Origin of the sequence: Hydrocarboniclastica marina, from assembly GCF_004851605.1 — a bacterium.
Classification (GTDB): domain Bacteria; phylum Pseudomonadota; class Gammaproteobacteria; order Pseudomonadales; family Oleiphilaceae; genus Hydrocarboniclastica; species Hydrocarboniclastica marina.
On sequence record NZ_CP031093.1, the window covers coordinates 2,540,510 to 2,567,380 of the forward strand.

Annotated in this window: 20 protein-coding genes and 1 pseudogene; 12 read left to right on the plus strand and 9 right to left on the minus strand. The window is 51.9% G+C overall.

Annotation, left to right across the window (positions count from 1 at the left end; genetic code table 11):
• Nucleotides 1-67: 67 nt before the first annotated feature.
• Nucleotides 68-3,250 (minus strand): KAP family NTPase, encoded by a 3,183-nt coding sequence (locus tag soil367_RS11300; protein ID WP_216642709.1) that lies wholly within the window; start codon nt 3,248-3,250, stop codon nt 68-70.
• Nucleotides 3,251-3,355: 105 nt separating this feature from the next.
• On the opposite strand from soil367_RS11300, the gene soil367_RS19205 reads away from it, so the two are divergent.
• A complete protein-coding gene (locus soil367_RS19205) occupies nt 3,356-3,529 on the plus strand; it encodes a helix-turn-helix transcriptional regulator (RefSeq protein ID WP_136549211.1) in 174 nt (57 codons plus the stop codon).
• Nucleotides 3,530-3,741: 212 nt separating this feature from the next.
• Here the strand turns inward: soil367_RS19205 and soil367_RS11310 are convergent, their stop codons facing one another.
• From soil367_RS11310 to soil367_RS11325, 4 genes are all read right to left on the minus strand, one after another.
• Nucleotides 3,742-5,772: a hypothetical protein gene (locus soil367_RS11310; RefSeq protein WP_136549212.1), complete on the minus strand. Its 2,031-nt coding sequence runs from the start codon at nt 5,770-5,772 to the stop codon at nt 3,742-3,744.
• Nucleotides 5,773-5,774: 2 nt separating this feature from the next.
• The gene (locus soil367_RS11315; RefSeq protein ID WP_136549213.1) at nt 5,775-6,233 is read right to left on the minus strand and encodes a hypothetical protein; all 459 of its coding nucleotides are present in this window, start codon (nt 6,231-6,233) and stop codon (nt 5,775-5,777) included.
• A 1-nt stretch (nt 6,234) separates the two neighbouring features.
• Nucleotides 6,235-7,137: a hypothetical protein gene (locus tag soil367_RS11320; protein WP_136549214.1), complete on the minus strand. Its 903-nt coding sequence runs from the start codon at nt 7,135-7,137 to the stop codon at nt 6,235-6,237.
• 390 nt (nt 7,138-7,527) lie between these two features.
• Nucleotides 7,528-7,851 carry a helix-turn-helix domain-containing protein gene (locus soil367_RS11325; protein WP_136549215.1) on the minus strand — a complete coding sequence of 108 codons (324 nt, stop codon included), beginning with the start codon at nt 7,849-7,851 and terminating at the stop codon, nt 7,528-7,530.
• A gap of 82 nt (nt 7,852-7,933) precedes the next feature.
• Between soil367_RS11325 and soil367_RS11330 the strand changes: the two genes are divergently transcribed.
• The 3 genes from soil367_RS11330 (at nt 7,934) to soil367_RS11340 (ending at nt 9,304) form a co-directional block, all read left to right on the plus strand.
• Nucleotides 7,934-8,362: a hypothetical protein gene (locus soil367_RS11330; RefSeq protein WP_136549216.1), complete on the plus strand. Its 429-nt coding sequence runs from the start codon at nt 7,934-7,936 to the stop codon at nt 8,360-8,362.
• A gap of 87 nt (nt 8,363-8,449) precedes the next feature.
• Nucleotides 8,450-8,791, plus strand: a complete 342-nt coding sequence (locus tag soil367_RS11335) for an MbcA/ParS/Xre antitoxin family protein (protein ID WP_136549217.1) — start codon at nt 8,450-8,452, stop codon at nt 8,789-8,791.
• Nucleotides 8,792-8,869: 78 nt separating this feature from the next.
• On the plus strand, nt 8,870-9,304 hold the full coding sequence (locus tag soil367_RS11340; protein ID WP_136549218.1) for a conjugal transfer protein: 435 nt from the start codon (nt 8,870-8,872) through the stop codon (nt 9,302-9,304).
• Nucleotides 9,305-9,335: 31 nt separating this feature from the next.
• Here soil367_RS11340 and soil367_RS11345 read toward each other — a convergent pair whose 3' ends face one another.
• Entirely contained in the window at nt 9,336-12,293 is a 2,958-nt protein-coding gene (locus tag soil367_RS11345) for a bifunctional diguanylate cyclase/phosphodiesterase (protein WP_136549219.1), read from the minus strand.
• A gap of 651 nt (nt 12,294-12,944) precedes the next feature.
• Nucleotides 12,945-13,311: pseudogene (locus soil367_RS19210) on the minus strand (transposase); the annotation flags it as partial.
• A 461-nt stretch (nt 13,312-13,772) separates the two neighbouring features.
• Here soil367_RS19210 and egtB point away from each other — a divergent pair.
• Nucleotides 13,773-15,056: an ergothioneine biosynthesis protein EgtB gene (egtB, locus tag soil367_RS11350; RefSeq protein WP_136549220.1), complete on the plus strand. Its 1,284-nt coding sequence runs from the start codon at nt 13,773-13,775 to the stop codon at nt 15,054-15,056.
• A gap of 161 nt (nt 15,057-15,217) precedes the next feature.
• Complete coding sequence (egtD, locus tag soil367_RS11355) at nt 15,218-16,240, plus strand: L-histidine N(alpha)-methyltransferase (RefSeq protein ID WP_172962333.1); 1,023 nt, start codon at nt 15,218-15,220, stop codon at nt 16,238-16,240.
• A 351-nt stretch (nt 16,241-16,591) separates the two neighbouring features.
• Here egtD and soil367_RS11360 read toward each other — a convergent pair whose 3' ends face one another.
• A complete protein-coding gene (locus soil367_RS11360; protein ID WP_246065262.1) occupies nt 16,592-17,929 on the minus strand; it encodes an ATP-binding protein in 1,338 nt (445 codons plus the stop codon).
• A complete protein-coding gene (locus soil367_RS11365) occupies nt 17,907-18,572 on the minus strand; it encodes a response regulator transcription factor (protein ID WP_136549222.1) in 666 nt (221 codons plus the stop codon). The genes soil367_RS11360 and soil367_RS11365 overlap by 23 nt, the downstream gene beginning before the upstream one ends.
• 243 nt (nt 18,573-18,815) lie before the next feature.
• Here soil367_RS11365 and soil367_RS11370 point away from each other — a divergent pair, with 243 nt between their 5' ends.
• The 6 genes from soil367_RS11370 to soil367_RS11395 all read left to right on the plus strand — a co-directional run bounded on the left by soil367_RS11370 (nt 18,816) and on the right by soil367_RS11395 (nt 26,280).
• A complete protein-coding gene (locus soil367_RS11370; RefSeq protein WP_136549223.1) occupies nt 18,816-19,355 on the plus strand; it encodes a cupredoxin domain-containing protein in 540 nt (179 codons plus the stop codon).
• A gap of 57 nt (nt 19,356-19,412) precedes the next feature.
• Nucleotides 19,413-21,197 carry a copper resistance system multicopper oxidase gene (locus soil367_RS11375; protein WP_136549224.1) on the plus strand — a complete coding sequence of 595 codons (1,785 nt, stop codon included), beginning with the start codon at nt 19,413-19,415 and terminating at the stop codon, nt 21,195-21,197.
• Nucleotides 21,194-21,937: a copper resistance protein B gene (locus soil367_RS11380; RefSeq protein WP_136549225.1), complete on the plus strand. Its 744-nt coding sequence runs from the start codon at nt 21,194-21,196 to the stop codon at nt 21,935-21,937. Before soil367_RS11375 ends, soil367_RS11380 begins: the two co-directional genes overlap by 4 nt.
• A gap of 642 nt (nt 21,938-22,579) precedes the next feature.
• Nucleotides 22,580-22,858: a hypothetical protein gene (locus soil367_RS11385; RefSeq protein ID WP_136549226.1), complete on the plus strand. Its 279-nt coding sequence runs from the start codon at nt 22,580-22,582 to the stop codon at nt 22,856-22,858.
• Between the two features lie 769 nt (nt 22,859-23,627).
• The gene (locus soil367_RS11390; RefSeq protein WP_136549227.1) at nt 23,628-25,406 is read left to right on the plus strand and encodes a copper resistance system multicopper oxidase; all 1,779 of its coding nucleotides are present in this window, start codon (nt 23,628-23,630) and stop codon (nt 25,404-25,406) included.
• A complete protein-coding gene (locus soil367_RS11395; protein ID WP_136549228.1) occupies nt 25,399-26,280 on the plus strand; it encodes a copper resistance protein B in 882 nt (293 codons plus the stop codon). Before soil367_RS11390 ends, soil367_RS11395 begins: the two co-directional genes overlap by 8 nt.
• The last annotated feature ends 591 nt before the right edge of the window (nt 26,281-26,871 follow it).

Consider the following 26,871-nt stretch of genomic DNA (forward strand, 5'->3'; position numbering starts at 1 on the left):
CGCTCAGGCGCAAGCACAGCTTCCCCGTGTCGCTTGAGGAAGAATTAGCCGTGTTTGAGGCTAGGAGCTATTCGTCGGGCTTCGCATCAACCGCCACTGCATCTTCAGCTAGCTCATCAAGCACATCGAATATTTGGGGCAGATCGTCACTATAAGAAGCTTTGTAACTTGTGGTAAAAACGTAATTGTCCTTCCTGCCATTGACGCGTTGACGAATGAGCTCTCCATGTTGACGCCAATATCTACCCATCTCAAGTGGATCAAGTCCCGCCGGTAGGGCCGACTTGGTCGCTACGTATCCTCCCTCAAAATTTCCCGAGACAAGCGGACTGGTCAAGTTTGTAAGGCAATGGTCAAGAAAGTAAAAAATGTTGTCTTCCTTGCAACCTGGGTTGAAGCAAACACCAAACACGTACCGGTTCATCGCCGCAGCAATGCCTTTGTCGTCACCATCCCCATACTCGTCGTAGTATCCACAACCTACACCTGAGCCTTTTGGAGGGGACGGATTGCTCAGTTGGTAGATGATGAAAGACCTAATAGTATTTCGAGCCGAAGAGACGCGTTCATTCAGCGATGTAGCGACTTCCTCCCCTTCTGCACTGACTCCATTCTCTTCGTGACCGGGTGCAGATGGAGCCTCACCAAAAAGCGTTTCAGCCGGGATAGCACTTGCTTCCGCATGAAAGTTACGCTGTGGATCGATGTAGGTTCGCTTGAACAACGCAAATACCTCTTGAGATAGTTTTCTCATTCCTAAAGTTGCGAGGGTGCTAACCAAGCCAGAGGTTGGCGCTCTTCTATCTGCATGCGCGATGAGGGCTGACTGGAGGTTATGCAACTGTCCTTGGCGATCCGCACTACATTGGAGTCTGAACAGCATGAGGTCATTCCAACCAAGGATGCCACGATCGCTACTCGTCAGGCGATGTAGTATTCCCTTGCCGTTATGCGGCTTTTCGCCGAATATCCGCCACGCGATCTCTACAGTATTTTCATTAGTATTCGGCAATCGACGACCTGATGTTCTTCCCCAACCAGAACGATCCAGAAGTCGCAGGAGCGAATAGATCGATCGCTGCCGTAAACCTCTATCACTGAGCGCGATCGACGAATAACGAGGCAGGTACTCGATAAGCGCGTTGATCGAATCCTCAGCGGGGGCGTTAGTAAAATCATGAGACCGATTGACGAGCACCCGCCAAAACTGGTCGTGTGGGGCTTCACCGCGCGCTAATTGAAAATCAGGTGATGTCAGAATAGAAACAACGGGCACGCCGCCCCGAACTTGGTCAACGGCTTTCTGGTATAGAACGAAAGTCGCTTGCGGCTCGGGCGTAGCGAAGCGGACTATAAGTTTTAGATAAGCCTCAAGATTCCTGAATGAGTCTTGATTAAAGCAAGCACGCGATGCCAGTACTTCCTCTTCAACACCGCTTGCATGACTAAGTTCCAAATCCGTTACATCAAAAAGTTGGCTCAAGAGGAAACCCGCGGTTCCAGGATACATTTCTACCCACTTTGAAAAGCCGACTGAGTTTTTGAATTCGCTTTCTCCATATTCGCGGCGCACGGAAAAATCGCCGCATCTGCCTTCCGTCTCCTCGGCGTAAATGCGTCTAAACAGTCCAGGAAAGTGTAAATGCAAGAGCATCAGATTAATGAGGTCGCGCCTATTAAAGTCCGTCCGGCCTAGGTCGCTTTTCTCGATCTGCATTAGAAGCATGGCGTTAACGAAGCGCTTTACCTTGCGCATGTCGCCTACAACCGGCAAGTAACTCGCCGCGAGGTCACCATTGAGAATGTCCGCAAGTTCGCAGAGCACAGCGCCGAGCTTCAGCATTGTGTCGGAAGGAATTAAGCCGAGTTTATTTTCTGATCGCTGCCAGTCCCTTCGTAGAAAATCTCGAATACTGGAACTGTCAACAAACAAACTCAACTTTACGGTCACGAACTTCTCAAGGAACTCTCGCGCTCTCGAACTCTCTTCTTGGCTTTCGGCAAGAACTTCGGTGTCATAGCACAAAATATAGGTTGCCCGGGACAGCTTGAACGTCTGCCGTGTTGCAAACAGAACGTTATTCACAGTTTTAGCGTCGAGACGGTCAAGATCGTCTATAACAATGATCACCCGACGATCAATTCGCCGGAGAACCTCATCGATATCGTCTAGCAGAGCGTCGACAGTTTCCTGCGATGGCTCCAGTGAGAGCCTGAAGCCGAAGAACGAGAAGTCGGCCTTTCCCTTTATCAGTCGAGAATACCTCGACGCCGCAGGACGGAACTCTGGAGCGAAAACTCTGCGTTGGATTGCAGCCGATAAGTCGCGAATTAGACGACCCGTGAGGTCAGGCTCTGATGTATACCTAAGCGGTTCAAATCGACAAACGATGACCCGATCTTCGGCCTTAGCCCAGTGCTGTTCAGCAAGATTAATGAAGCTCGTCTTTCCAACGCCCCAGGGCCCTTCCACTCCAAAGATGAGGCCTGGATGGGCCCCGCTTGCAAGGACGGTCTCTGCGAACGATCTGGCTTGCGATATACTCTCAAAAAGATCTTCTTTTTCGTCGTCGATCTCTTCGTCTGCGATAAAGTAAAGCTGAGGAGCTGTTTTCTTGAGTTTCGGCCAGCACTGTCGAACTAGCGACGACAGCAAGATTGCGCTGAGCATGAGCAAAATAGCTGGAGCCCAATTCGGATCTGCATTTCCAAGCGCTGAGTGAACGCTGACCAGCAAAGGAGAAACCAACACATTTACCCAGATCCCGATGAATAGCGCTACTAACAGGTCGAATCGAAGACTAACGACCATCCGCGCGGTAGCAACATGTGCTTCCCGCTTGAATGCGTAGCTCAAGCATATGAGCACTCCAACCAGTAACCCCACGCTCAGGACCCAGGGGTCTGCTGCGGATAATGTCGCGGCAAAGTTCCCGCCTAGGTAGACCGCTGCACGCCAAACTTCCGCAAGCACGAAACCAATCACAAATAGCTTCGTGAACACCAGCAACTCAGGCATAGACATGACTGGCTTAGTAGCCGCCATTGATTTCTCCTCACTCTCTAGAAGAGAGTTTTTCTGAGCCTCTACTATCACAACACACAAAATCGCCACTCTTCGCAGGCGTATCCGCTTATCCGAATACTGATGGACACCGGCTCCCGCTTCTAACTGGGGATTAGCGCCACCCGCCGAGTGGCACGACTTCAGAGAGAGCACTACTCGTAGTGCCCCTTCTTCGTTGCTCAAGGCGATTCTTGTGTTATTGCGGAATTTTGGTAATTACACGCCCCCTTCCCTCGGCTGTTCTGGGTATCGTATCCAGAATTACTTAACGACAAGAGGATGTAACGCATGTACCTTAATATCAAACAGCTGGCAGCACGCTACGGTGTTTCCCCAGCCACAATCTGGCGCTGGGTAGGGGATGGCTTTTTCCCCCAGCCACACAAGCTCGGCCCATCGACAACACGGTGGCACGAGAACGATATTAAGCAATTCGAAGCTAGAGCTGCGACTCGCAAATGAGCTGCAGGCTGCCGTTAGTTTCAGATGTCCGAGCTCTTAAAGTCGCAAGGACGCGACAAGTTGGTCCCTTCTGTAGTTCAAATGTTGAGCTCGATTAGCGTGCGCGTCTTGTTGGTCGTTCGCTAGCTTTCAGCTTAGTAGTCATCGCTCAGACGGATGTCTAGCTAACGTTCCCCCAGATCCGCGTTCGAGCCGATGTCCTACTATTAGTTTTAACTCCCGAGCTTCCGCAGCACTTTCCCCTCAGCAGGAGAGAACGAAAGTAAGGTATAGTCCGCACCTTCCAGTGCAGTTTCCAAAACCTGTTCTTCTTCCGAGGTAGCGAAAATGATCTGCCCAGAATTAGCCGCCCTAGATGCTCCCCTAAGAAGACCAGTAAAGCTTAACTTGTTCGCTTCCTGCTGACGAGGCTCATCAAATATGAGAACACCTGGGTGATTGGTTTGACAGGTGTCCCGTAGGTGAAAAAGACTAATAAGATAGCTCCAAATTACTCGAATGCCATCGCTTGCTGATGTGTCGAAGCCTAGGTCGAAACCCTCTCTAGTCGGTAAATAAGTATCCCTAGATATCTCTAATAACTCAGGATCGAAGCTTGAAAAATCGAATTCAGAAAGAAGCCGAACAACCTCTTTCTGAAGCAGAATTAACTTTTTACTATCGGCTATGCTAAAGCCCTGTTCAGGAAAGGTTCTACGCAACCGGACTAGTTCTTTGTACTGAGTATGCAACGTATCAAATTCATTCCTAAAAGAAGCCAACTGAACTAGCGCTTCCTCATAACTACCGACACGATTCTCAAGTGTTATCTTATCTCTTAAGTACTCTTCATCAAAAATAACGCTTTCAGCATACAGATCGTTCTTTAACCTATCCACATCATTTCCATAGCGATCAATTGCCTGCTCAACGTTTTTCAGCTCTAAAGATCTAACCTCTAGCTGGGTGGTGTAACTATGAAGGACGCTGTTGAAAGTAAATATCTGATCCTTTATGAAATCTAGACTTTCGTCCAGAGTCATCAAGTTATCAGCGCAGTCCAATTGGACGCTATGATCTGAGTATTCTTGGCCGCACGTCGGGCACTCATTGTTGAGAACTGGCAGACCCTTCAGAACATGAAAGCTTTTAACTTTTTTGAGATCCTCATATTTTCTCTTGTCGTCGATTAGGGCCTTGATACGCTGCCTGGTCGCTGCAACTTGGTGCCTTATAAACGATAGTTCATCAGTGATATCATCGTACCTGTTCTCTTTCTCTACCAGTTCCGCATTTAGCTCTCTGATGCGTTTCCGCTGAGCCTCGTCGTTCTTCTTAGCCGCAAAATTCTGTTTACCAGCTACGTGGCTGATTAATTCACCTCTACTTCCTTGAAGAGCGTTACTCAAAGGCGTCCATTTTTCCTGATACTCCAGCAAGATATCTAACTTAAAAGGGTCAAATTTGGCACTCGGATTATCTTTGACACCGCTAACCTTGCCGCCGAGCCGAACGGCAGAAGCCTCAAGTCGGGCGAACAAGAGCTTCCATTTCTCAATAGCGTCATCAATACGTCTTTTGTTTGCGGCCTTTTTCCTGACTGTCTCGTTGACGTCCAGCCCCATAATAAACTCAAGAGCCCGCTTTTTTGGATGTATAATTTGAAAATGGTGGGGCGTCGTCGCTTGTATTGACCCCCACCCTTTTTTCTGCTCAACAAAGAGTAGCGGGAACAGAAGTGCAGGATAAAGCGGCGATTCTGACCCATTACTGCTAGGTACCATTGGGAGTTCCCACCCGATAAAATCAGCAAGCCATTTATAAAAACCAAGCTCTCTGGTAGTATCACCTTCCTTATGTATAAATAGCCTTTTCCCGTCTTTAAGCTGGGAGCTTATGCCAGAAGGATAGACGGTTATGACTGCGCCGGCGTCAGCGCCGAGTATGTCCCTTTTTAAGGTAGCTTTTTGTCCTCTAGCATTGCTTATTTCAAGGACAACATCAGAAGAGACAACTAACATTTCTGAACCATTCTCGTCCTGAATGCTTTTGAGTACTGACGGCGGGAATGGCGGCTTCGAAGTCTGCTGCCCCAGAGCCATTTCCATACCTAGCGCATAGGCTATTGCGTTAATGCAGGTAGACTTTCCGTGACTATTCTCGACCCTCAATATGAATAGACCACGCGAAAATTCTATATCTACGCCGTAAGGGCCCTTTGCCGTGTTCGATCTTAGTATTAACCTTTCTATCGTTAATGACAAAACTAAACCCCTTCAAATAGGCGCTTAACAGCAGCTTCAGAAAGATACCGCTTTGCCTTGGACAGCGAATTTTTCTCTACAGAGTAAATATTTTCGGAGTTTAACTCATGGAATAGATCAGTACCTATTCGGGTTAGTACAATCTTTCCTTTGTTTTTATCTACGATCTCGTTCGATACCAACAAGTTGATAACTCTGTCAACTGCCGGCTCTAACCTAACGTCCGGCCGCTTTCTGTCGTCTTTCCCAGCCCACTCAACAAAAAACGATAGATGTTCCTCTTTTTTTATAATCCAGTTTGCAACGTGAATCTTTGTTAGCGAGGCCGAATAGCGGTTACCCGTAATTCCGAGAGCTAGAACAATGGAACACGATTTCCACAGTGGCCTCGTATCACAGGGAGTATAGTTTTTGCGCTTTTTGAATGTAAAGGGTGCGCCGAGAATGTCGTTAATTTCCATATCAGAAGTCCAGAGGGCAGCGTATTAGCCAGTCGGCTATGACCCCATATTTTATTAGTTCGAGATCGGTTTTCTTTAAAGTAGGGATTTCGCTGCTTATATCATCCTTTAGTTGCTGAATCTCGGCTTGTATTACTGCTCCGGGCTGCTTCGAGCAATCAGTTAGAAATCTTGCCTCTAGATAGCTCCTCCGGTTATTTATAAGAGCATTAATCGTGACATGAATATCCGGCCACTCTACTCTCAAATGATCCAGTAGATTTTGGTACCCAAGGTACTTCTGAACAAGAAAAGACTTCATCTGGTCGATTTTATCCGGATCGACGATCTTGGGTAACTTTAAATCGATCTTCTTCAAAAAAGAAAGATTTTGGCTAATCCAATCGGCCGCCATGTCTTCTTCAACATGGCTGAAGTTCAGTAAAAGCTGATAACTGTCACGTTGTAGCGCTCTTACCTCAGTTCTATAATCGCTTTCTGTTTGTAACAGAATTTGAAAATCAGGCGATACGTAAGAGAGCCCAAGCTTCCTTACTTTTCCCGACTTTTCAGAACAATACATGGCCATATCTGAGTCGTAATATTCAGGAGTAGCTAATATCCATCTAGAAATTTGCATCCCCTCGAAAAGCTGAGCAAACTTTTTCACGTTCTTTACCGTGAACTTCTGAATATCTTTTCTTATCTTATCTTTTTGCAGCTTCGTTAGCTTTTCCTTGTCACTAATTTGCTCTGGCAAGTAGCACTGAAATACGTGCCCGGAGAAAGAATAGCACTCGATTCCGAAATCGCCGCCGTAAGAGTCCGGGATGTCTTTCATATTCGAGGGCCCGTAGAATCTTCTCAAAATGTCTTTGAAGTAGGCCTCCCAGCTCTTTGGGTCATTTTTGGGATCGTTTAGCATTCGCCCTACCTTTCTTCGGTATATTTTTTTCTATTGGCTCCCTTGTCATGGCAAGTGCACCCATGATGCATACCTCGCCTCATCTTTTGAGGTCGAAAGCATATCCAGAATGATTAGTCCCGTTTTACGCAGGTATCTACGGCCAACTCTCCACTCCGACTCCATAAAACAGTAGATTAGCCCATAGGTTTCATTGCTTCCATGTAATCATTATCCGTCGGCGATCCGCGCCGTCAGCCAACTGTTCATTTACGCCTCGGGAAAACGATCCGCGCAAACCTAACGCCAGCATTACCCCGTCCGCCCTTCGACCCGCAGGTCTGCTAAGTAGCCATTTAGCACCTGGGAGAAAGGTACATTATAGAAGAGCTGAGCTGCACCGCTGGCGGGTCAAACGCGAGATCCAAAGGGCCCCGGACGTCGTGTCGGCTTGCTAGTACTTTTGAGGCTCTCCAGCTCCCGCGTAATCGTCGCAAAAATATCCTCAACCGCTACACCATCTTTACATGAGAAGCAGTCCGTCAGCAGCGTCAAAGGATGAATTCCCATTGTCCTAGCCAGCTCGTCGATCTTATCCAGTGAGGGGTTTTTCAGCCCGCGCTCCAACTCGCTCAGGTATGTCCTGCTGCTCACTTCTGAAAACGCCTCTTGAGATAGTTCTTTAGCTTTCCGATGGCGCTTTAGCGTTTGACCAAATGCCGTTTGCAGTTTCATGCCGCCCCCTGAAAAGGGGCATGACAACCCATTGCACGCTATAGCACTACAAACTATAGTGTGCATATTGAGGAGAGTTAGTATGTTCATGACACAACAGCACGCCGAAAAGCTTCTAGGTCGACCATTTGGCGGCGAACGATATTGGCGCTTGGTCGAGCTATCCAGCGATGCCCCTTGGTTCTATGTGAATGTCGCGTTTTCTCATGTCCAGGGCAAAGGGCATCGACACTATCTATTTACCGAAGCATCAGACCTCGTGAGGCTTATTGACGAAACCAGCGAATGTTTCTGGATTGAACAGGTCATGTTGGTTATACCGCCACAAATGAACGGTACGGAACGATGGGAAATGCATCAACTGGAGGAGCTGATTGCCGTCGGTGACAGCGCTGACCTGCTGCATATCGATTACATTTATAAACTAAAGAACGACTTACTCTATTCTACGACTGACGGTTCAGGGGTGTGCGAGCGTAGATTGCATCAGACTCTCTTTTCCCAGCAGTAGCACGCGTATTGGTATTGCTGCGAAGGGTATAATTCGGATTCCACGGTTGCCAAGATCGGATGTGACTACCAAAAAGGAGCACGAGGCGTGGCTGCTTCTGTTAATACCACCAACCCCTCCAAAGTTCTGGCCAAGGCGACCAGACGCGCGGCGCTTCGCCTGAGCATCCCGGAAGAGCAGCTTACGGCAATTCTAGGCGTCGATGTTCTTCAGGCCGACGCTATTGAGCCTACCGGCACTAACGGGCAGCGGGCACTGCAAATAATTCGGGTATACAAGCGACTTTCTGCAATAACGGGAAATGACAGTGGCGCGATGGCTCACTGGATGACGACAAGGAATAAATGGTTCAACTCTAGCCCGCGAGAGCGACTCGCGAGCGGCGACGGGCTGGACGACGTGGTGTCCTACCTCGACTCGGTACCATAGGTCGAACGTCCCTTTCTTTGTTGAGCTGGGGGTTTCCAGCGCCGGCAGACATTCTCTCCAACCTGAAAGGGAATTATTATGAAGCAAGGTTGGGACGCGCAAAGTGACGTTCCTGCTATCACCCGGCTTGAGGAGATGGTCAGCGTCAGCGAGCGCAATGTATTTCTCCCGGACGATTTCCAGGCTATTGGAGATGCCAAACAGGTAATGCAAGCTCTAAATCAGTTGATTGAACGAGGAATTCTGGCTCCGATTGGCGAAGGGCTTTACGCTAAAACTCGCCCCAACAGAATAAATGGAAGGCAGATGCTCGCCGCGGAAGGCGGCTTCGACCAGGTGGCGAAGGAAGCACTTCAACGGCTGGGAGTCGAATGGAAGATTGGCAGTGCAGAAGAGGCGTACCAGAAAGGTGGGTTGCAAATTCCGGTAAACACATACGTCCGAGTCAAAGGTAATCCAGACCTTAAGATCGGATTTGGCGATTTCTGGCTTGAGCTGGAGCGCTATTCGTAATTTCCTGCAGACTTAACTTAGAATTTCTATGCTATCCACGGGAAAGGTCAACAGGGCTTAAGGATTTCTCGAACTCTTCCACCGGCATGGGATGGCCGAACAGATACCCTTGATGGGCAGAGCAACCCATCTCGACAAGAAGTCTCCAATGCGCCTCGGTTTCAACGCCTTCAGCGATGACCGTCAGCCCCATGCTCTTGCCCAACGCAACGATGGTTTTTGGAATTATGTTGCCGTTGTGGTCGAGGAGGATGTCGCGGACAAAGCTCTGATCAATTTTCAGTTGTTCAATAGGCATTCTTTTCAGGTAGGCCAGTGATGAGTACCCGGTTCCGAAATGATCCAGCGAAAAGCTGATTCCTTTCGCTCTGAGTGCATCCATCTTGGAGATTATGGTATCGATATCGGAAGCGAGCAGGCTCTCAGTCAGCTCCAGTTTAAGCCGGTTCGGATTGGCTTCTGTCCGCTCAACCGTTGCCAGGACCTGTTCTACAAAGTCCGCCTGGGCTAATTGTAAGGCACTCACATTGACGGCGAGAGTCAGGTGTTCAGTTTCAGACCGGCGGCCCCAAACTGCAAGCTGTTGGCAGGCTGACTGGAGCACCCACTGGCCAATGGGTAGTATGAGCCGGGTTTCTTCCGCCAGAGGAATAAAGTCATTTGGCCTGACCCAACCCTTCACCGGGTGGTGCCACCGAAGCAAGGCCTCGGCTCCGGTGGCCCTACGATTACCATCTACCTGAACCTGATAAAATAACTCAAACTGTTGTTCGTTAACGGCGATCCGCAGCTCATTCTCCATCGTGGCGCGTGCCATAACGTCAGCCTGCATCTGCGGGTCAAAAAACACCAATCTGTTTCGGCCGGCTGCCTTGGCTTGATACATTGCCAGGTCGGCCTGTTTTAAGATCTCCTCTACCGGCACGTCATGACCGATGAACAGCGTGACCCCGATACTGGGTGAGCCTTCATAGTTGGGACTAATTTGAGTATAGGGCCGATTAAGATTGAGCCGGATTTTTTCACCGATGGCTTCCGCATGCGCGGCGGCCGACGTTACATCCTCGCCTAAGCTTTCTAGTAACACCACAAACTCGTCACCACCTAGACGTGCCACGGTATCGCCTTCTCGAAGACAGCTGAGGAGGCGCCTGGCAACCAGCTGCAGAAGCTTGTCGCCAGTATGATGGCCAGCGGTGTCGTTCAGGCGTTTGAAATGGTCCAAGTCTATAAAGAGGAGCGCTCCATAGCTTGTTAAGCGCTTACTGACCGAGCGAGCGTGTGCAAGGCGATCGTGGAACAGTCGGCGGTTGGGTAAGCGCGTCAGTGAATCGTAGAACGCGAGCTCATTGATTTCTTTCTCGGCATTTCTGCGCTGGGAAATGTCCCGCATGACACCGATATAGAGGGTATGGCCTTCAAGGACGATTTTGGAAACAGTCAGGTCCATAGGAAACGTTCGGCCATTTTTTTGGACGGCCTCAACTTCACGATTAATCCCTGCACTCTGAGACCCAGAGAGGCTTTGGTCAGCCCAAGCAGAATCTTTCCATGCGTCCCGATAGAGATTGGGAACGAGCACCTTGATCTCTATTTCCAAGAGCTCGGATGCTGAGTAACCAAACATCTGCTGGACCGCAGGGTTCGCCGAGACAATAGCCCCGGCCTCATCCACGGTCACGATCCCATCCACGACGTTATCCAGAATCGCTTGCGTGTGTATGGCCTGTTCTTGTTGGGCCTGCTCCAGCCGTCTACGCTCGGTAATATCAGCCAAAAAACCGTGCCACAGGGTGCTCCCATCAGCCAGCCGCTCCGGGGTAGCACGTCCTTCAATCCAGATGCTGGCCCTCGACGGGTGTTCGAGCCGGAAGTGTTCCTCCCAGGTGGTGAGATCCCTGAAGGATTTTCGAATACCCTCTACTACACGGGGCTTGTCCTTGGGATGAATCAGTTCCAGAACGGGTAAGACGTCTTTGTCCAGCCCTGTGGCGGGGATACCATAAACGGAAGTCAGCCCTTCACTGGTGTACGGAAAACATGCACGCCCATCGGGCCAGCGCTGATACTGGTATATCATTCCGGGCAGATTCGACGTGAGCTTTTCCAACCGACTCAGCAACTCGTAAACCTTGGCTTCGGATTCTTTCTGTTGACTGATGTCGCGCACAAGAATCAGAACTTCTTCTTCACTCAGCCGCTTAAAGCGCGCTTCGAAATGGCCAGGGCGGCTGTGCGACTCATATTCCAACGTCACGGGCGTATCAGTTGTTAGCGTATGCGCTATCGCGTCCCTGTACTTCGCGGTGAGGGTCGGGGGCATTGACTCAGGCGGAAGGCAGCCCAGCATGGTCTTCCGGGCAGCCGGTAATTCCGCGTGATCCTGGCAGAAAAGAATGAGCCCATCGGGGTTAACGACAAACACCATATCCGGCATGGCGTCGAGAACGGCCTGGTTCCGGGTCTCACTCGCCGCTAGCTGTTTCTGTAGTTGCTTTTCATGGAATGAATTGATTTCCTCCTCAGCGCTGGCGGCGAAGTCGAGCAGCGACTGGCGCTCTTCCTCGTTAAGCCGGCGCGGTTTCGTTCCGACGAGGCAGAAAGTGCCGAGACGAAACCCGGCGGTTGATGAGAGAGGGACTGCCGCGTAAAAACGAACATGGGGAGTTTCAGCGACCATCGGGTTACCAGAGAAGCGCTCGTCCACTAACGCGTCAGGCACCTCGAAAATGCCGTCTTCCATCGTTATCGTGTGACTACAGATCGAGACGGTGCGCTCAGTCTCGCAGATTTCTGTGCCCTGACGGGACTTGAACCACTGACGGTCGGCATCTATCAGAGAAACTAATACGGTCTCAACATTAAAGTATCGCTGGGCCAGCCTGGTCAATCGATCGAAGCGCTCTTCCGGGGGAGTGTCCAGCAGTTTTAGAGCTTTGAGGGCGGACAAGCGCTCGGCTTCATTATCAGGAATTCTCGGCACTTTCATTTAAGTTGGCCCAGTGCTCTCGTTGTGGTACAGAAAATTATTAGTGACGATAAGAATTGTCACACCATGAAAAGATTGTCGGTAATACTGGAGGCATTAGGGCAACCCATAGTGACCAATCCTTGATCAGATGCCGAAGAATCTTCTTTCAGGCAGATGTTACCTGTTGGCCGAGATGGCTGCTTAGGCAACCCTCAGCTTGATTTCGTTAGCCGTGTATTTAACCAATTCAGCCTTGAGTAGACCATCCGCCTTTAAGCTACCTTCGACCTCTACCCTTCACGCTCTTTCGGGAAAGATTAAGGCTCCATGCCGGCGTTCAATGTGTCAAATTTGGTATTATCGAAACCGTATCTGCACTCACACCACTGGCTTGAACGCGGTTGAACATAACCGAGCCGAAGCCATAGATTCGGCCCGAGGTTGTAGCTGTCGAGCTACTGTTGGTGCTATTGCTACCGCCGGCCACACGCAAAGAGGGAGTCGCTCACTCGACGCTCAGCAGCGCCTGGATAGCTTAATTGGTGAATCGCCGCAGGTTAGAAACGGAAACGCCATTGCACCGCCCATATTTAACGTCCAACCCGGCAACCTGTCTCGCAGGGTTCTGTGTTATGCACGTAGCAAACTGTTAATTACCCACTTTCAGCCCCAGACCGGCTTTGAATTCGGTGAAAGGCGTCGGCACGTAGGACGCACCGGGAAGTGACTGCGACAACGTGAACCGCCTGATACCCTAGGACAACTCCTTTTTGAAGAACGGAACGCTGCCGCTTCGCGCAAAAATTCGCGTTTCTTCTTCACTCGTGCAGTTCACGCTTTAACCGGGCAAGCTCTTCATCTCTCGGTGACCCCGTTCCATTGAAGGCGTTGTCTGTGTCGGCACCCGCTTCTCTGCGCCACCGGGCCCGAAGATTGGGGTTAATTCCCATCTCTAACGGTAGCTCACGCCAGATTGACGGGTCAAAGCGATGGCTTCGCGTTTAAATTCCGACTCATATTTTCTGCGTCTGGACATGAAAACTCCTTTGGCACACTGTGCCTCTTTTCAAAAGTGTCCGCAGGAACGGGCTACGTCTTTATAAAGCGTACGCCTGCTGAACACTTAGGCCTAAGTGTTCGATGTAACCACGACAGTGATCACCCAACTAGGACAGTAGCTAAAACGCAGATTCGATTACTATGATTCGGTCACGATACGGTAGCCTACGGCTGGTATAGCTCCTGTCGGGTTCTCCTCCGTTGCGCTAATCTCACTCTCAGCTACCAGCTTTTTCCGGGCCCTACAAAACTACCATCCGCCTGGTCAGCTGCAGACCTACAGTGAACAGGCATTATCATCACGAAAGATTAAACAAGAGAAATTTCAGTTTAGATTCAGTTTTACCTGCCACTTTTTCTACAACTGTATATCTTGGGTTTTAAGAGTCTGCGAGACGGAAACTGAAAGCCAAACCGAACAAGCAAGGATGCAAAGTCATGCTAAAGCAAGCGCCTTTGAACAACAGCTTCAGGTTCAGGCAAGTTCGTGATCAGACAGAACTGTTATGCGCTTCTCTCAGCGCCGAGGACTGCAACCTTCAGGCAATGCCCGACACCAGTCCCCTAAAGTGGCATCTCGCCCATACTACTTGGTTTTTTGAGACGTTCACTCTCACCCCTTTCAGTCCGGGTTACCGGCGCTACGACGAAAGCTTTCAGGTCCTTTTCAATTCCTACTACAACGGTATCGGCAAACAGCATCCTCGCTCGCAACGGCACCTGCTGTCCCGGCCGGGACTCAACGAAGTGTTGGAATACCGGCAGCACGTCAATAAGGCCGTGTCAGCCCTCCTGGACCTACCGGTCCATGCCGACCAGGGTGAGATATCGAGCCGGCTCTACCTCGGTCTCAACCATGAGCAACAACATCAGGAATTGATGCTCACCGACCTCAAGTACAATCTCGGCTGCAATCCGCTCGCGCCAGTCTACGTGCAGTCCGAACTACCGGAACGGGAGCCTGCCGAAGCCGGCTTCGAATTCTATAAAGGCGGATTAGTGGAGGTAGGTCAGCCTGCGGACGACGGCTTTGGCTTCGACAATGAGCGTCCACAGCATAAAGCGTGGCTAGAGCCTTTCGCGCTGGGCAGAAAGCTGGTCACTAACGGCGAATACCGTGAATTCATCGCGGATGGAGGCTACCGCCGCCCCGAGCTCTGGCTCTCCGATGGCTGGAGCACGGTGCAGGAGCAGAACTGGACCCAGCCCCTTTACTGGGACCTGGATGCCGACTCACCTTCAGTCTTCACCCTTCATGGCCAGCAACCGTTGCGCAACGAGTATCCAGTCTGCCATCTGAGCTATTTCGAAGCCGATGCCTACGCCCGCTGGGCTGGCGCACGCCTCCCCACAGAAGAAGAGTGGGAGCATGCCTGCCGGCAGTCCCACAAACCACAGCAGGGGCGGGAAATCGACTTCAATCTCAAAAGCCTGCAGCCCACAGGCACCACACCAAACAAGGGGCTACGGGATCTATTCGGACAGGTCTGGCAATGGACCTCCTCGGCCTACCGGGCTTATCCGGGCTATCGAGTTACGCCAGGCGCCCTGGGTGAGTACAACGGCAAATTCATGTGTAACCAGTTTGTCCTGCGCGGCAGCTCTTGTGCGACGCCGCGCAGCCACAGTCGCGCTAGCTACCGAAACTTTTTCTACGCCCCCGACCGGTGGCAGTTCACCGGGCTGCGTCTAGCGCGGGATGCTATGCCTGGTGCGTCCTGACCGTTTTCGGCCCCTCGCAGACCTGATTTTGCGACTGCCCTCCCGCTTGCGGTCTCCGCAGCGGTCTAAACGGGGCAAGGCCTAGAGCAATGGATCAGCAAGACAATAAGGTTCTGGGACCGGAACCAAAGGACTCATCCCTCTATCGCAGGAGCGTACTTTTGGAAACTCTCACCAAGCATCGGAATGCCAATCTGGCCCTTAACCCGGCCTCCAGCCAAGAGAGCCCACCCAATCTTCGGGTGCACCACTTACACGATCCGGTCGATGACGACCTGGAGCTGGTCAGAAGCGGTATTTCAGCTGCGCAACCCTGGCTGCATCCCAAATTTTTCTACGATGCCAGAGGCTCAGCCCTGTTCGATGCCATTACCGCAACGCCCGAGTATTACCCTACCCGCACCGAGGCAGCCATCTTTGCCAGGCACATAGACGAGATGCTGGCCTACGTCGACGATCGCACCGTCCTTGTAGAGCCGGGGAGCGGCAATTGCGACAAGGCGTTGACGCTTCTACGCAATGAAAAGCTGACTCATTATGCCCCGATCGAGATCTCCCGGGACTTTCTCGTTGAGTGCTGCAGACGCCTGGCTTCATCTCGCCCCAACCTATTAGTAGACGCCATCTGCGGTGACTTCACGCGCTCGCATCTCCTGCCCGACTCGATCCCAGACGAAGGCCGGCTGATCTTCTTCCCCGGGTCGACTATCGGCAATTTCGATCCGCAGCATGCCCAGGCTCTGCTTCATAATTTCCGAGGGCTGGCCGGACCATCAGGAGGGCATCTACTGATAGGCACCGACCTGCCCAAAGACCAAGCAACCCTTGAGGCCGCCTACAACGACGCACAGGGATTCACCGCGCAGTTCAATCTGAACATGCTGGTACACCTCAACCAACGGCTTGATTGCCGCTTCCTGCCAGAAGACTTCGCCCATAAGGCGTTTTACAACGCGGACCTGGGCCGCATCGAGATGCACTTGGTCTGCAAGCGCGACACCCCAGTTCGGGTCGGCGAAGATCAACTCACTCTTGCGGCGGGGCAAAGCATCCACACTGAAAGCTCTTACAAGTACGCGCCCAATGCTTTTCTGGAACTCGCTCAAGGGGCGGGGTTTGAGCCGGTAGCCCATTGGACCGATCCAAAGGATTGGTTTGCGGTCCATCTGATGCGGGCGGTCTAGCATCTTCGTGCTGAAAGGAACACCACGGGATTTCCCAGTAGGCAAGAGGCAAGAGTCTAAGAACTGTAGCGGGGCCGATCCCAATGATTCGCTAGCAACCTCTGCTACCGGAGTTCCCGTAGCAAGGCCGGCTCGACTAAATGAGTTATGCTGTTAGCTCGCCGCGCAGGTGTGTTTTGGTAGCGCCTGGATAGCCGCTCTGGTTTCCTGCGGCTGATAGGAAGCACCGACACCGGTAGTCGATTAGGAGACTTGCCCTCTTGTTCGACAATCTTCGGTCACAGCCCTGTATGTCGACAAAGAATGAAGCTCGGAGCGGGCCTCTCTGACCTGAACGCGCTACAGCAAGCACTAAGCTTTGGGTAAACTGATCCTCACCAGCAACCCGCCCAGTCTACTTTCTGAAAACAGGAGGTGGCCGTTGTAACTCTCCACGATGTCCCGCACTATCGCCAAGCCCAGCCCGTGCCCTTCAGTCTGCTCATCAAGGCGCAGTCCTCGACTGCCCAGGGCAGCCCGAGCAGAAGGCTCGACACCGGGTCCATCGTCCTCTACCTCTATAACGAGGTCGTTTTGATTTTGGGTTAGCCTGACGAGCACATCGGATTTAGCCCATTTTCCGGCATTATCAACGACGTTGCCGATTAACTCACCGAAATCGTGCTCCTCTACCGGCCATCGGGGCTGGTCCAGGTCCGTTTCCAAGTGAAATTGTTTGTTCTCGTAGAGCCTGCCCAGCATCCAGACAATCTCCCGCACCTGGGCCTCAGGTGCTGCGGTCTTTCCGGCCTGAGGGCCCGCAAAACTACTTCGATGCATTTCGGCTTCCAGCTGGCTGTCCAAGCCGGCCAGACGAGAAACCATCTGATCGCGCAGGGATCCTTCGACCGGGGTATTCCGATCAGCCAGAATTTTCACCAAGGCAGCAATTGGCGTTTTTATACTGTGGGATAAATTGGCCATTCCCTGGCGGGACCGCTCCAGACGAGTATCGAGCGTGTCCAGCAAGCGATTCAGCTCGGAAATGAGACCCTCGAACTCACCAGGTACATCTAAGCTGAGGCGATCACGAGCGCCGGCTCGCAAATCGCCCAGCTCTCGTTGGAGCTGCTTCACGGGACTTAGCGCAGTATGCACCGCGAGTAGAATCAGCAGGACGAGGAACAGCAGTAACGCGGCGGAAACGACGGCAGTCCAGAGATGCAGTTCCTGCTGGCTGTTTGCCAGCAAGCTATAGTCTTCCGCGACAATAATTACTATTGGCTCTCCAGCCATTTCGAACGCCTTACGAAAGGCGAGAAAACTCGCACCGACTTGCCCCTCTTCGATCGTCAGGAAACTCGTCCGGGTATTCTGGAGCCAGGGCTGGAATTCGTCTTGCCTGCTTGGGTGGGAGAAAGCAACCCTATCGCCAATACGCAGTGCAAAAGTGTGGTGCGAAACCTCATCGAAGTAGCTATCTGCGAGCAGTGCTGCATCAAAATCGGGATAGGTTTGACGGATTTGCCGCTCCAGAAACTCCGCTTCCTGGTGCAGGCGCTCATGGACAAAGTCCCGCGACATCTGCTCTAGCAACATGCCATGGATCAGCCAGGCCACTCCCATAAAGAGGGCGGCGGACGGTAAAAGCCACCAGAGCAGTGTTGTCCGAAGGGAGTGGGTGACCTTACCGGGTCGTATCGAAAACATAGCCCTGACCGCGTAATGTTTTAATGGAATCCCGTCCGATCAGACGGCGTAGTCGGCGGATGTATGCTTCGATGACGTTGTGCGAGGGGTCGGCATCTAGGTTGTAGAGTTGTTCCAATAGCTCTTCTTTAGAAAAGATTCGGCCCGGCCTAGCCATCAGGCAACGCAGCAGCCGAAATTCGGTCCCCGTAAGGCCGTGCCAAGCCCCTTCGGGCGTCTTGACGCGTTTGCGCTCCTCATCCAACTCGAACCCCGAAGCTTGCAGCACTTTGTGGACACGGCCCTCGCTGCGTCGAATCAGGGCTTGAATGCGAGCAACCAGCTCCTCGGCATGAAAGGGTTTCGCCAGATAATCGTCAGCTCCGGCCTTGAGGCCATTGACTTTGTCCTGCCAGCCGCCCCGCGCCGTGAGTAGCAGCACGGGCACCTCCGACCGGGCCTGGCGCCAGGTTTCGAGCACTTCAAGCCCGCTACCGTCCGGTAGCCCTATATCGAGGACGGCCGCGCGGTAATCCTCCTGTAGGCCCATGGCCCTGGCGTTCTGGGCAGAGCCGACGTGATCCACGGCAAACCCGGCCGACCGAAGAAACCGGATCAGGCTGAGCGCCAGCATTTCATCGTCTTCGACGAGCAACAGCCGCATGGTTGATTTCTAACATCAGCGAACAGGTTGATTTGCACCGTGACGTTACCCCTTGGAGCTGAACCCCACCTGAAAAGTGCGCTACCTCATGCCAGAGTGTTCTACAAATCCCGGCCAGTGCTTCTGGATTTTCAGCAAGGGTTCAGCTTGCTCTGGCATTATACTGGCCGTGTTCAATCCGAGGTGCCCATCCTGATACCGGAGGCCTTTGAGCAACTTTCTTTACCCAGGAGTTATAACTTGATGAAAAAGTCTCTGTTGGTGTCACTGATCGCGTCTCTGACAGTTTCGCTGTCCAGCTTAACACTGGCCGCTCCCGGTCATGGTGGCGGGCATCATGGCGCTAATAACATAGGCCAGCCGGGCAAAGCCGCCGAGGCGTCTCGCACGGTCGAGGTAACGATGTATGACAACTACTACGAGCCGGAAGAGATTAGCGTAGACGAAGGGGAAACGGTTCGGTTCGTGGTCAAGAACGAAGGCATGCTGGTCCACGAATTCAATATCGGCACCGCCGAGATGCATGCGGCCCACCAGGACGAGATGACGATGATGGTCGAGCACGGCGTCATCCAGAGCGACGCGATCAATCACGAGATGATGAAGATGGATATGGGCAACGGCCAAACCATGGAGCACGACGATCCCAATAGCGTCCTGCTCGAGCCCGGTAAGACCGCGGAGGTCGTCTGGACCTTTGGCGAGAACGCCGATCTGGAATTTGCCTGCAATGTACCGGGACACTATGACGCCGGAATGATGGGCCAGATCGAAGTTCAGTAATGCTCTGTCCGGCCTTTGTTAACCGTACCCGGAGCCCGGCTCCGAACAGGAACTGATATGAGAAAATACACGACCGGAAAGCCGCATGGCCTGTTGGCAGTGCTGGTTTTCGCAATGCTGGCGCCGGCGTTCGCGCTGGGCGACGTATACGACATTTCCGTGGATCGGGTCACTATTAACACGGGGGAGTTCGAAAAAGAAGGGATTGGCTATAACGGCAGCTCTCCCGGCCCTGTCCTCCGGTTCAAGGAAGGCGAAGACGTCACCATCAATGTTACCAATAACCTGGACGAGCCTACGTCTATCCATTGGCATGGACTGATCCTGCCCTTCCAGATGGATGGCGTTCCCGATATCAGCTTTGTTGGCATCGCGCCCGGCGAAACGTTCACCTATGAGTTCCCCATCGTTCAGACGGGCACTTTCTGGTTCCACAGCCATACCGGCTTCCAGGAACCGAACGGCGCCTATGGTGCAATTGTTATCGAACCCGAAGGCCGGGAGCCGTTCCGGTACGACCGAGATTACGTGGTACAACTGACCGACCAGCATCCCCACTCGGGGGACCGCATCATGCGCAACCTGAAGATGATGCCGGATTACTACAACCGTCAGCAGCAGACCGTGGGCGACTTTTTTGAGGATGTCGCCGATGAGGGTTTTCAGGCTGCACTTGCCGACCGGATGGCGTGGGGTGATATGCGCATGATGTCTTCAGACGTTGAAGATGTGCAGGGCTTTACGGCGCTGATCAACGGCGAAGGTCCCGAGCAGAACTGGACGGGGTTGTTCAAGCCCGGCGAGCGGATCCGGCTGCGGTTTATCAACTCGTCGGCGATGACCTACTTCGATATCCGTATTCCCGGTCTGGAAATGACGGTGGTCCAGGCGGATGGCAACAACGTCCAGCCAGTGAAGGTCGGTGAGTTTCGCATAGCCGTTGCTGAAACCTTCGACGTTATCGTCCAGCCAAAGGAAGATCGGGCCTATACGATCTTTGCCGAGTCCATGGGCCGCTCCGGCTATGCCCGCGGAACCCTGGCCCCCCGCCAGAACATGGTGGCCGAAGTTCCCGAGCTACGCGAACCGCCGGAATTGACTATGGCCGATATGTCGGGGATGCCGGGTATGGATCATTCCAACATGGAGGGTATGGACCATTCCAACATGAAAGGCATGGATCATTCCAACACGGAGGGTATGGACCATTCCAACATGAAAGGTATGGATCACTCCAACATGGAGGGTATGGACCACTCCAATATGGGCCAAGGGATGAGTGCAGATTCCGCGGGGCCGAGTGATCCCTTCTACGCCGAGGGTAGCGGTTTGACGCCTGAAGCCTTCAACGGTGGTAAATTTCTCTCCTATGCAGACCTGAGAGCTCAGAATCCACTGTACGAAGATCGTGAACCGACCCGTGAGATTGAACTCCGGCTAACCGGCAACATGGAGCGCTACATCTGGTCGATCAATGGCGTGAAGTATGAGGATGCCGACCCTATCCGGTTGCAATATGGCGAACGTGTCCGTTTCAAGTTGGTCAATGAGACCATGATGTCCCACCCCATGCATTTGCACGGCATGTGGTCGATTCTCGATGTGGGCGCAGGCAAGTGGAATCCGATCAAGCACACCGTCAGCGTAGCCCCCGGCACAACGGTCTACATGGAGACGGAAGTCGACGCAGAAGGTCAGTGGGCTTTCCACTGCCATCTGTCTTATCACGCAGACGCCGGTATGTTCCGCAAGGTCGTGGTCGAAGGCGGGCCTGGTGACGAGGGATGGTCAGAGCCGACTTCAGCTGCTCAGGCTAGTACTGTGAAGGGGTCAGATTCATGAGAAAGAAGATGTTAAAGGTAACCGCTTCGAGCCTCCTGCTGCCCGCTCTGTTCACCGGTTCGGTTTTGGCCCAGGAAAATACCCTGGCCGAGAAAGAGCCGAATGTCTTTTACGGACTGCAGATGGAAGAGCTGGAGTATCGCTATAGCGACACTGATAAAGAGCTTGGCGTCTGGAATGGCGATGCCTTCATTGGCACGGACGAGCTAAAATTCCGCTGGATAACCGAGGGCGAATACGTTCTGGAGGAACGGGCTTTTGAAACCCTGGAGAACCAGTTTGTCCTGCAGAAGCCGCTCTGGGATTTCTTCGATATCAAAGCCGGTGTGCGATTCGATACCCCCGAAGGGCCGAACCGAACCTATGGTTTGATTGGCCTGGCGGGGCTCGCGCCTTACTGGTTCGAAGTAGATACCAACTTCTACGTGAGCGAGAAAGGAGATACCTCGTTCGATGTGGACATTGAATACGAGTTGCTGTTAACCAACTATCTTATCCTCACCCCCTCCGCCGACATTGACGTGGCCTTCTCAAGCGATAAGGAAGCGGGCGTCGGCTCCGGACTGAACAGTACCGAGTTAGGCGCCAGGCTCAGTTACGACCTCATCGACCGAGCTTTTTCGCCCTATATCGGGGTGGTGTACGAGAGGCTGTATGGAGAAACCGAGGACTTCGCCAACGAGCATGGTGAAGATGCCGACGGCTGGTTCCTAACCGTAGGTGCGAAACTACTATTCTGATTGGACCTTATCCGATGTGCCAAGGCGGGCCCAAGCTTGCCTTGGCTGCACACTGAACTGCCAGGGCGTGAGATATATATGGGGTTCAGTTAAACCTTGGCAAGTTGTTTCATAGCGTACACCGCCGCACCTAATACATCAGCTCGCCCGTTCCACTTTCCCAGTATCACTGTAGGGTTCAAAAAGCGGCTACCAGTTGGGTATTTAATGAGCCTCACATGAGATTATCGACATTTTCTCAGCTTCGCCAAACCCAACACGACGCAGTTTAGCCTTCAAAATACCACACGTTGTTAATACATGCTGAGTCAAGGATAGGATCGAGTAACCGAGTACAAGCCGAATTGGTGCTGCCAACGATGCTCATCTGACATAGGTAGGAATACTGCCTGCAGAGAAAAAAGAGCACTCCAATTTCGGAGTGCTCAAGTACTGAGCTAACTACATCGAAGATATTCTCACACTAAACTGAAATGAAACTGAAATTTTTATACTTATTATTTATACGTGCTTTTGATGCATGCAAACATATATTTATTATATAGACTTTAAGATAGCTATTTACGTTTATATTTCAGGCTGGTTTCAGTTCGCTGTGATGTAATTGTAGTTGGAAATACGATGACAACTGGAGCTATACACATGAACACTATCAGCAAAATTACTTTATTCTCTCTGGCTATTGGGTTTGGAGGCAGTGTCGCAGCCAGCCCAAATGGGGGTTTGGTGGACCGCATCAACGACGCTCGCTCTTATCCGAACAAGACCGTCGAGACCGGGGCGCAAGGTAAGCAAGAGCATCGAAAAATGATGGAAATGATGCAAAAACTGCACTCAAAAGACGGTAGTGACGGAGAAATGGCCCAAGAGCACTGCGTGAAGCTGATGCAGGAACATATGGGCAGAAATGCATCATCATAAAGCCGGATATGGCTAAACTGGACCTGCGTTTTTTGCGGCAAGCGAAATCCATCGATACATGGACGGAAATGCCTGCCGCCGTATTACGCCCAGTGCGCCGGAGCTGGAACCCAACCTTACATGGCACGGCTGTAATTACTAGCTCCAAGAAGAAGGCTACCCAATAGCTTTATGACTTCAGTTACAAACTATTCAGAATTTATTTTATTCAGTTTCGATTCAGGTTGAGGTGCTAAGCTCAAATAAGAGTTGAGTTATTGTTAACAAATGTTGAGCTTCAGCACGCATGGCACATTCTTCAGAAGATGTTCCTCAACCAGTGAAGGGTCTATGGATCCCGTCAGGAACCTGCTCAGTGACGAAGAAGGTTTCGTGCTCATCTATTCGCGGGGCTTGTCAGCTGCCTAGCGATGCTGGCGTCGCCTCTGTCCTGCGGACGAGAATGGCAACGTTTTTCATCGGTCGAGAGGTGGGTTGCGGTCCCAGCCAACAAGTGAGCGAAGAGAACCTCGGGATTGAGGCACCTGCTGGAGCCCAGCGGTTCCTCTGGCGCATCCCTATTAAGTACATCTTCCCGGTTAGCATCCTGGCGATACGGAGGTCTTTGATCTGTACGGCGACGACTACGATATCTGCCATATTCTGACCTTGGAACTGGAGCCGGACAGTCCCTTTGCCAAGGGCAAAGGGCTAGAGAAAGGTGCTACCGAGAGTATTTTTTATCTTCATAAAAACTAAATCACAATCCGTAAACAAGGACGGGGGGAACATGAGTGGCAGGAATTCACTTTCCCGAAGACAGTTTCTAGGGGGCATGGCAGGCGGGTTATTCGTCACGGGTCTGAGCGCTACTTTGCCCTTGCCCGCTTGGGCGCTGACCTCTCCGCGTAATATCCATCAAGGGGTCACCCGCTATCCGGCCAAATCCTATTTTGATCTGAAATTCAGCTATTCGCCGCTGGTGATTAACGGCAAGAAAGGCCGCGCCACTGCGATTAACGGCACTGTGCCCGCGCCGCTGATCCGCTGGCGCGAAGGCGATGAAGTCACAATGGACGTCACTAATAATATGGAGGGTACGGAACACGCCTCTATCCATTGGCATGGCATTCTGGTGCCTTTTCGCATGGATGGCGTTCCCGGCGTCAACTTCGACGGTATTCAGCCCGGCGAGACGTATCGCTATAACTTCAGAGTCCAGCAGGCTGGAACCTATTGGTATCACAGCCATTCAAGGTTTCAGGAGCAGACCGGCGCTTACGGCCCTCTCATCATCGATCCGAAAGACGGGGAGCCCTTTCATTATGACCGCGAGCACGTGATCGTCCTGTCGGATTGGGCGTTCGAAGACCCGGAAACAATTTTCCGCAACATCATGCTGGATCCGGAGTATTACATATATTACCAGCGCACGGTCTTTGACTATCTGAACCGCATACAGGAAGAGGGATTTGCCGAGGCCAACGCCGAACTGCTTCCGTTCCGCAAGATGAATATGAGCCCGCGTGATCTCTCCAACGTAACGGGCTCCATTTATACCTACCTCATGAACGGCCATTCACCGGACATGAACTGGACCGGGCAATTCGATCCGGGAGAGACGGTGCGGCTTCGTATCATTAATGCCTCGTCCATGAGCCATTTTGATGTGCGTATACCCGGACTTGATATGACCGTTGTCATGAAAGACGGTAAAGTCGTCAAACCTGTCGGCTGTCATGAATTCCGTATTGGTGTGGCCGAAACCTACGACGTGCTGATCCGACCTGCGGGAGATAAAGCTTATACGATTTTTGCGGAGAGTCTTGACCGCAGCGGCTTTACACGCGGCACACTGACCCCGGCAGAGGGGATGACTGCCGCCGTTCCGAAACAGCGCCCTGTCCCGGACCGTACATTGAAAGACATCGGCATGGGGATGATGAAGGGCAATTATTTCGGTGGCATGAGTGACGAGATGATGCACAAGATGCACCAGAAACGCCTGGACATGCAGAATCCAGATATCGACGGCCCGAAAGGTCCGATGCCATTCATGCCGGATGAAAATAATCCCGACGTTGCCATGACCGTGATGGACCCGAAACAGCGCATGGACGATCCGGGTGTCGGCCTTGGCAACGACGGTTGGAAGGTCCTGACCTACAAGGATTTGCGGTCCGCCGAGCCGCAGCCATACAGCCCCGTCGTCGACCGTGAACTAACGATCAATGTTACCGCCAACATGGGACGCGGTATTTTTGCGCTGGACGGGAAGAAATATACCGAGCATCCAGGACCGTATCTGTTCCGTCATAACGAACGGCTGCGCTTGTACCTGGTCAACCATACGATGATGGAGCACCCGATGCATTTGCACGGTATGTGGATGCAGTTGGAAAACGGCGGTGAGAACGATGATATCCCGTTCGTTCACACTTACCTGCTCAAGCCCGGCGAAGTCGCCTCTTTCCGCATTACCCCAATTGAAAAAGGCGACTGGGCCTTCCACTGCCATCTTCTGTACCACATGGAAGCAGGGATGTTTCAAGTCATACGCGTTGCATAGGGACGTTCCAATGAGATATATATCAGGAGTTTTGTGCGCACTATTTCTCGCCTTTCCTGCTTTAGCGCACGAGGCCAATCCGGAAATCCCCCACCATCATCAAGGTACTGAGCCGAAACCGGAGCACTACAACAGCCCAGGGGCGCCGCCGCCGAAAGGGGCAGAAGTGCGCAAATATGCGATTGATGAACCGGGGCCGACTGCCGCCAATTTTGGCGAATTCTTTACCCATGACAACCGCAAACGGTTTCAGGTTATCGGCGACCGTGTGGAGTACCGCGGCGATGATAGCCGCGATATTCTGCTCTGGGATGGTGATGCATGGTATGGCGGCGATTACAACAAGCTCTATTTTGAAAGCGAGGGCGAATACAACTTCAGAAAAGACAAGCTGGAAACGGCCACTACGGAGCTTTTCTGGAACCATGCCATTCGCCCATTCTGGGATACGCAGCTTGGGCTTCGGCACGATTTTATTCCAGATAAGGATGACCGAACATTTCTAGCGGGTGGTGTACAGGGCATGCTGCCCTACATCTTCGAAGTCGATGCGACCGCTTATGTGAGTGATGAAGGCAAAGTCTCTGCAGTTTTCGAAATTGAGCGCAGCTGGTACTTCTCTCCCAGACTGGCGGTCTGGCCGCGCTTCGAAACCGAAATCGCGTTCAATGATGCTGAAGATTACAATATCGGCTCCGGCATAACAGGCTTTGAAACGGGTTTACGCGCGCGTTACGAGTTCAGCCGCAAGTTTGCACCCTACATTGGGATCAGTTATGAGCAGAAAGTTGGCCAAACCGCTGACCTGATCGAAGAGGGCGGCGGCGATACTGACAATACTTTCATCGTTGCTGGCATCAAATTCTGGTTTTAATGAAATATAAAGGGCGGGCACCGCTCAGGAAGACGATGTTCCGATGAGTAGTGCCTGCCCCCTGAATCCCTTCCTGTGTAGTGGTCAGAAAATCCTAACCACCGCGACGCGCCCGCCCACCGGTTGCTCATTATTATAGGAGGAGTGGCGCCTTTCCTTTCGCTACCAGTTGCGCCTTTAATGGGCCTCACATAAGAGTATCGAACTTTTTCGGCTTCGCCAGACGCAACACGGCGCAACTTAACCTTCAATCTATCGGACGCTGTGCATGCATGCTGAGTCGAGGACATAACCGAGAGCCCGACAGTCCAACTTTATCCTGCCAATGTTGCTCATCTGATATAGGTAGGGATACCGTCTGCAGAGGAGAAAGCACTCCAGATCTGGAGTGATAAAGCACTGAGTTAACCACATCAAAAAGCTTCTCATATTAATCTAAAATGAGACTGAATTTTTACATATCCTATTTTTAACCTGCACGATTATAACGCAGACCGGCAGACGCCTATTATAAAGAGTTTAGGGTATTTATTGTTACCGCTTTTCAGGCTGATTTCAGTTATCTGTGGTCTACTTGTAATTATAAATACC

Bases quoted from the DNA above. Each gene is read 5' to 3' on its own strand.
- soil367_RS11320 (WP_136549214.1), bottom strand. From the start codon at position 7,137: ATGCTAAACGATCCCAAAAATGACCCAAAGAGCTGGGAGGCCTACTTC.
- soil367_RS11390 (WP_136549227.1), top strand. From the start codon at position 23,628: ATGAGTGGCAGGAATTCACTTTCCCGAAGACAGTTTCTAGGGGGCATG.
- soil367_RS11380 (WP_136549225.1), top strand. From the start codon at position 21,194: ATGAGAAAGAAGATGTTAAAGGTAACCGCTTCGAGCCTCCTGCTGCCC.
- soil367_RS11315 (WP_136549213.1), bottom strand. From the start codon at position 6,233: ATGGAAATTAACGACATTCTCGGCGCACCCTTTACATTCAAAAAGCGC.
- soil367_RS11325 (WP_136549215.1), bottom strand. From the start codon at position 7,851: ATGAAACTGCAAACGGCATTTGGTCAAACGCTAAAGCGCCATCGGAAA.
- soil367_RS11360 (WP_246065262.1), bottom strand. From the start codon at position 17,929: ATGTTTTCGATACGACCCGGTAAGGTCACCCACTCCCTTCGGACAACA.
- egtB (WP_136549220.1), top strand. From the start codon at position 13,773: ATGCTAAAGCAAGCGCCTTTGAACAACAGCTTCAGGTTCAGGCAAGTT.
- soil367_RS11365 (WP_136549222.1), bottom strand. From the start codon at position 18,572: ATGCGGCTGTTGCTCGTCGAAGACGATGAAATGCTGGCGCTCAGCCTG.
- soil367_RS11375 (WP_136549224.1), top strand. From the start codon at position 19,413: ATGAGAAAATACACGACCGGAAAGCCGCATGGCCTGTTGGCAGTGCTG.
- soil367_RS11340 (WP_136549218.1), top strand. From the start codon at position 8,870: ATGAAGCAAGGTTGGGACGCGCAAAGTGACGTTCCTGCTATCACCCGG.
- soil367_RS11330 (WP_136549216.1), top strand. From the start codon at position 7,934: ATGTTCATGACACAACAGCACGCCGAAAAGCTTCTAGGTCGACCATTT.
- soil367_RS11370 (WP_136549223.1), top strand. From the start codon at position 18,816: ATGAAAAAGTCTCTGTTGGTGTCACTGATCGCGTCTCTGACAGTTTCG.
- soil367_RS11345 (WP_136549219.1), bottom strand. From the start codon at position 12,293: ATGAAAGTGCCGAGAATTCCTGATAATGAAGCCGAGCGCTTGTCCGCC.
- soil367_RS11385 (WP_136549226.1), top strand. From the start codon at position 22,580: ATGAACACTATCAGCAAAATTACTTTATTCTCTCTGGCTATTGGGTTT.
- soil367_RS19205 (WP_136549211.1), top strand. From the start codon at position 3,356: ATGTACCTTAATATCAAACAGCTGGCAGCACGCTACGGTGTTTCCCCA.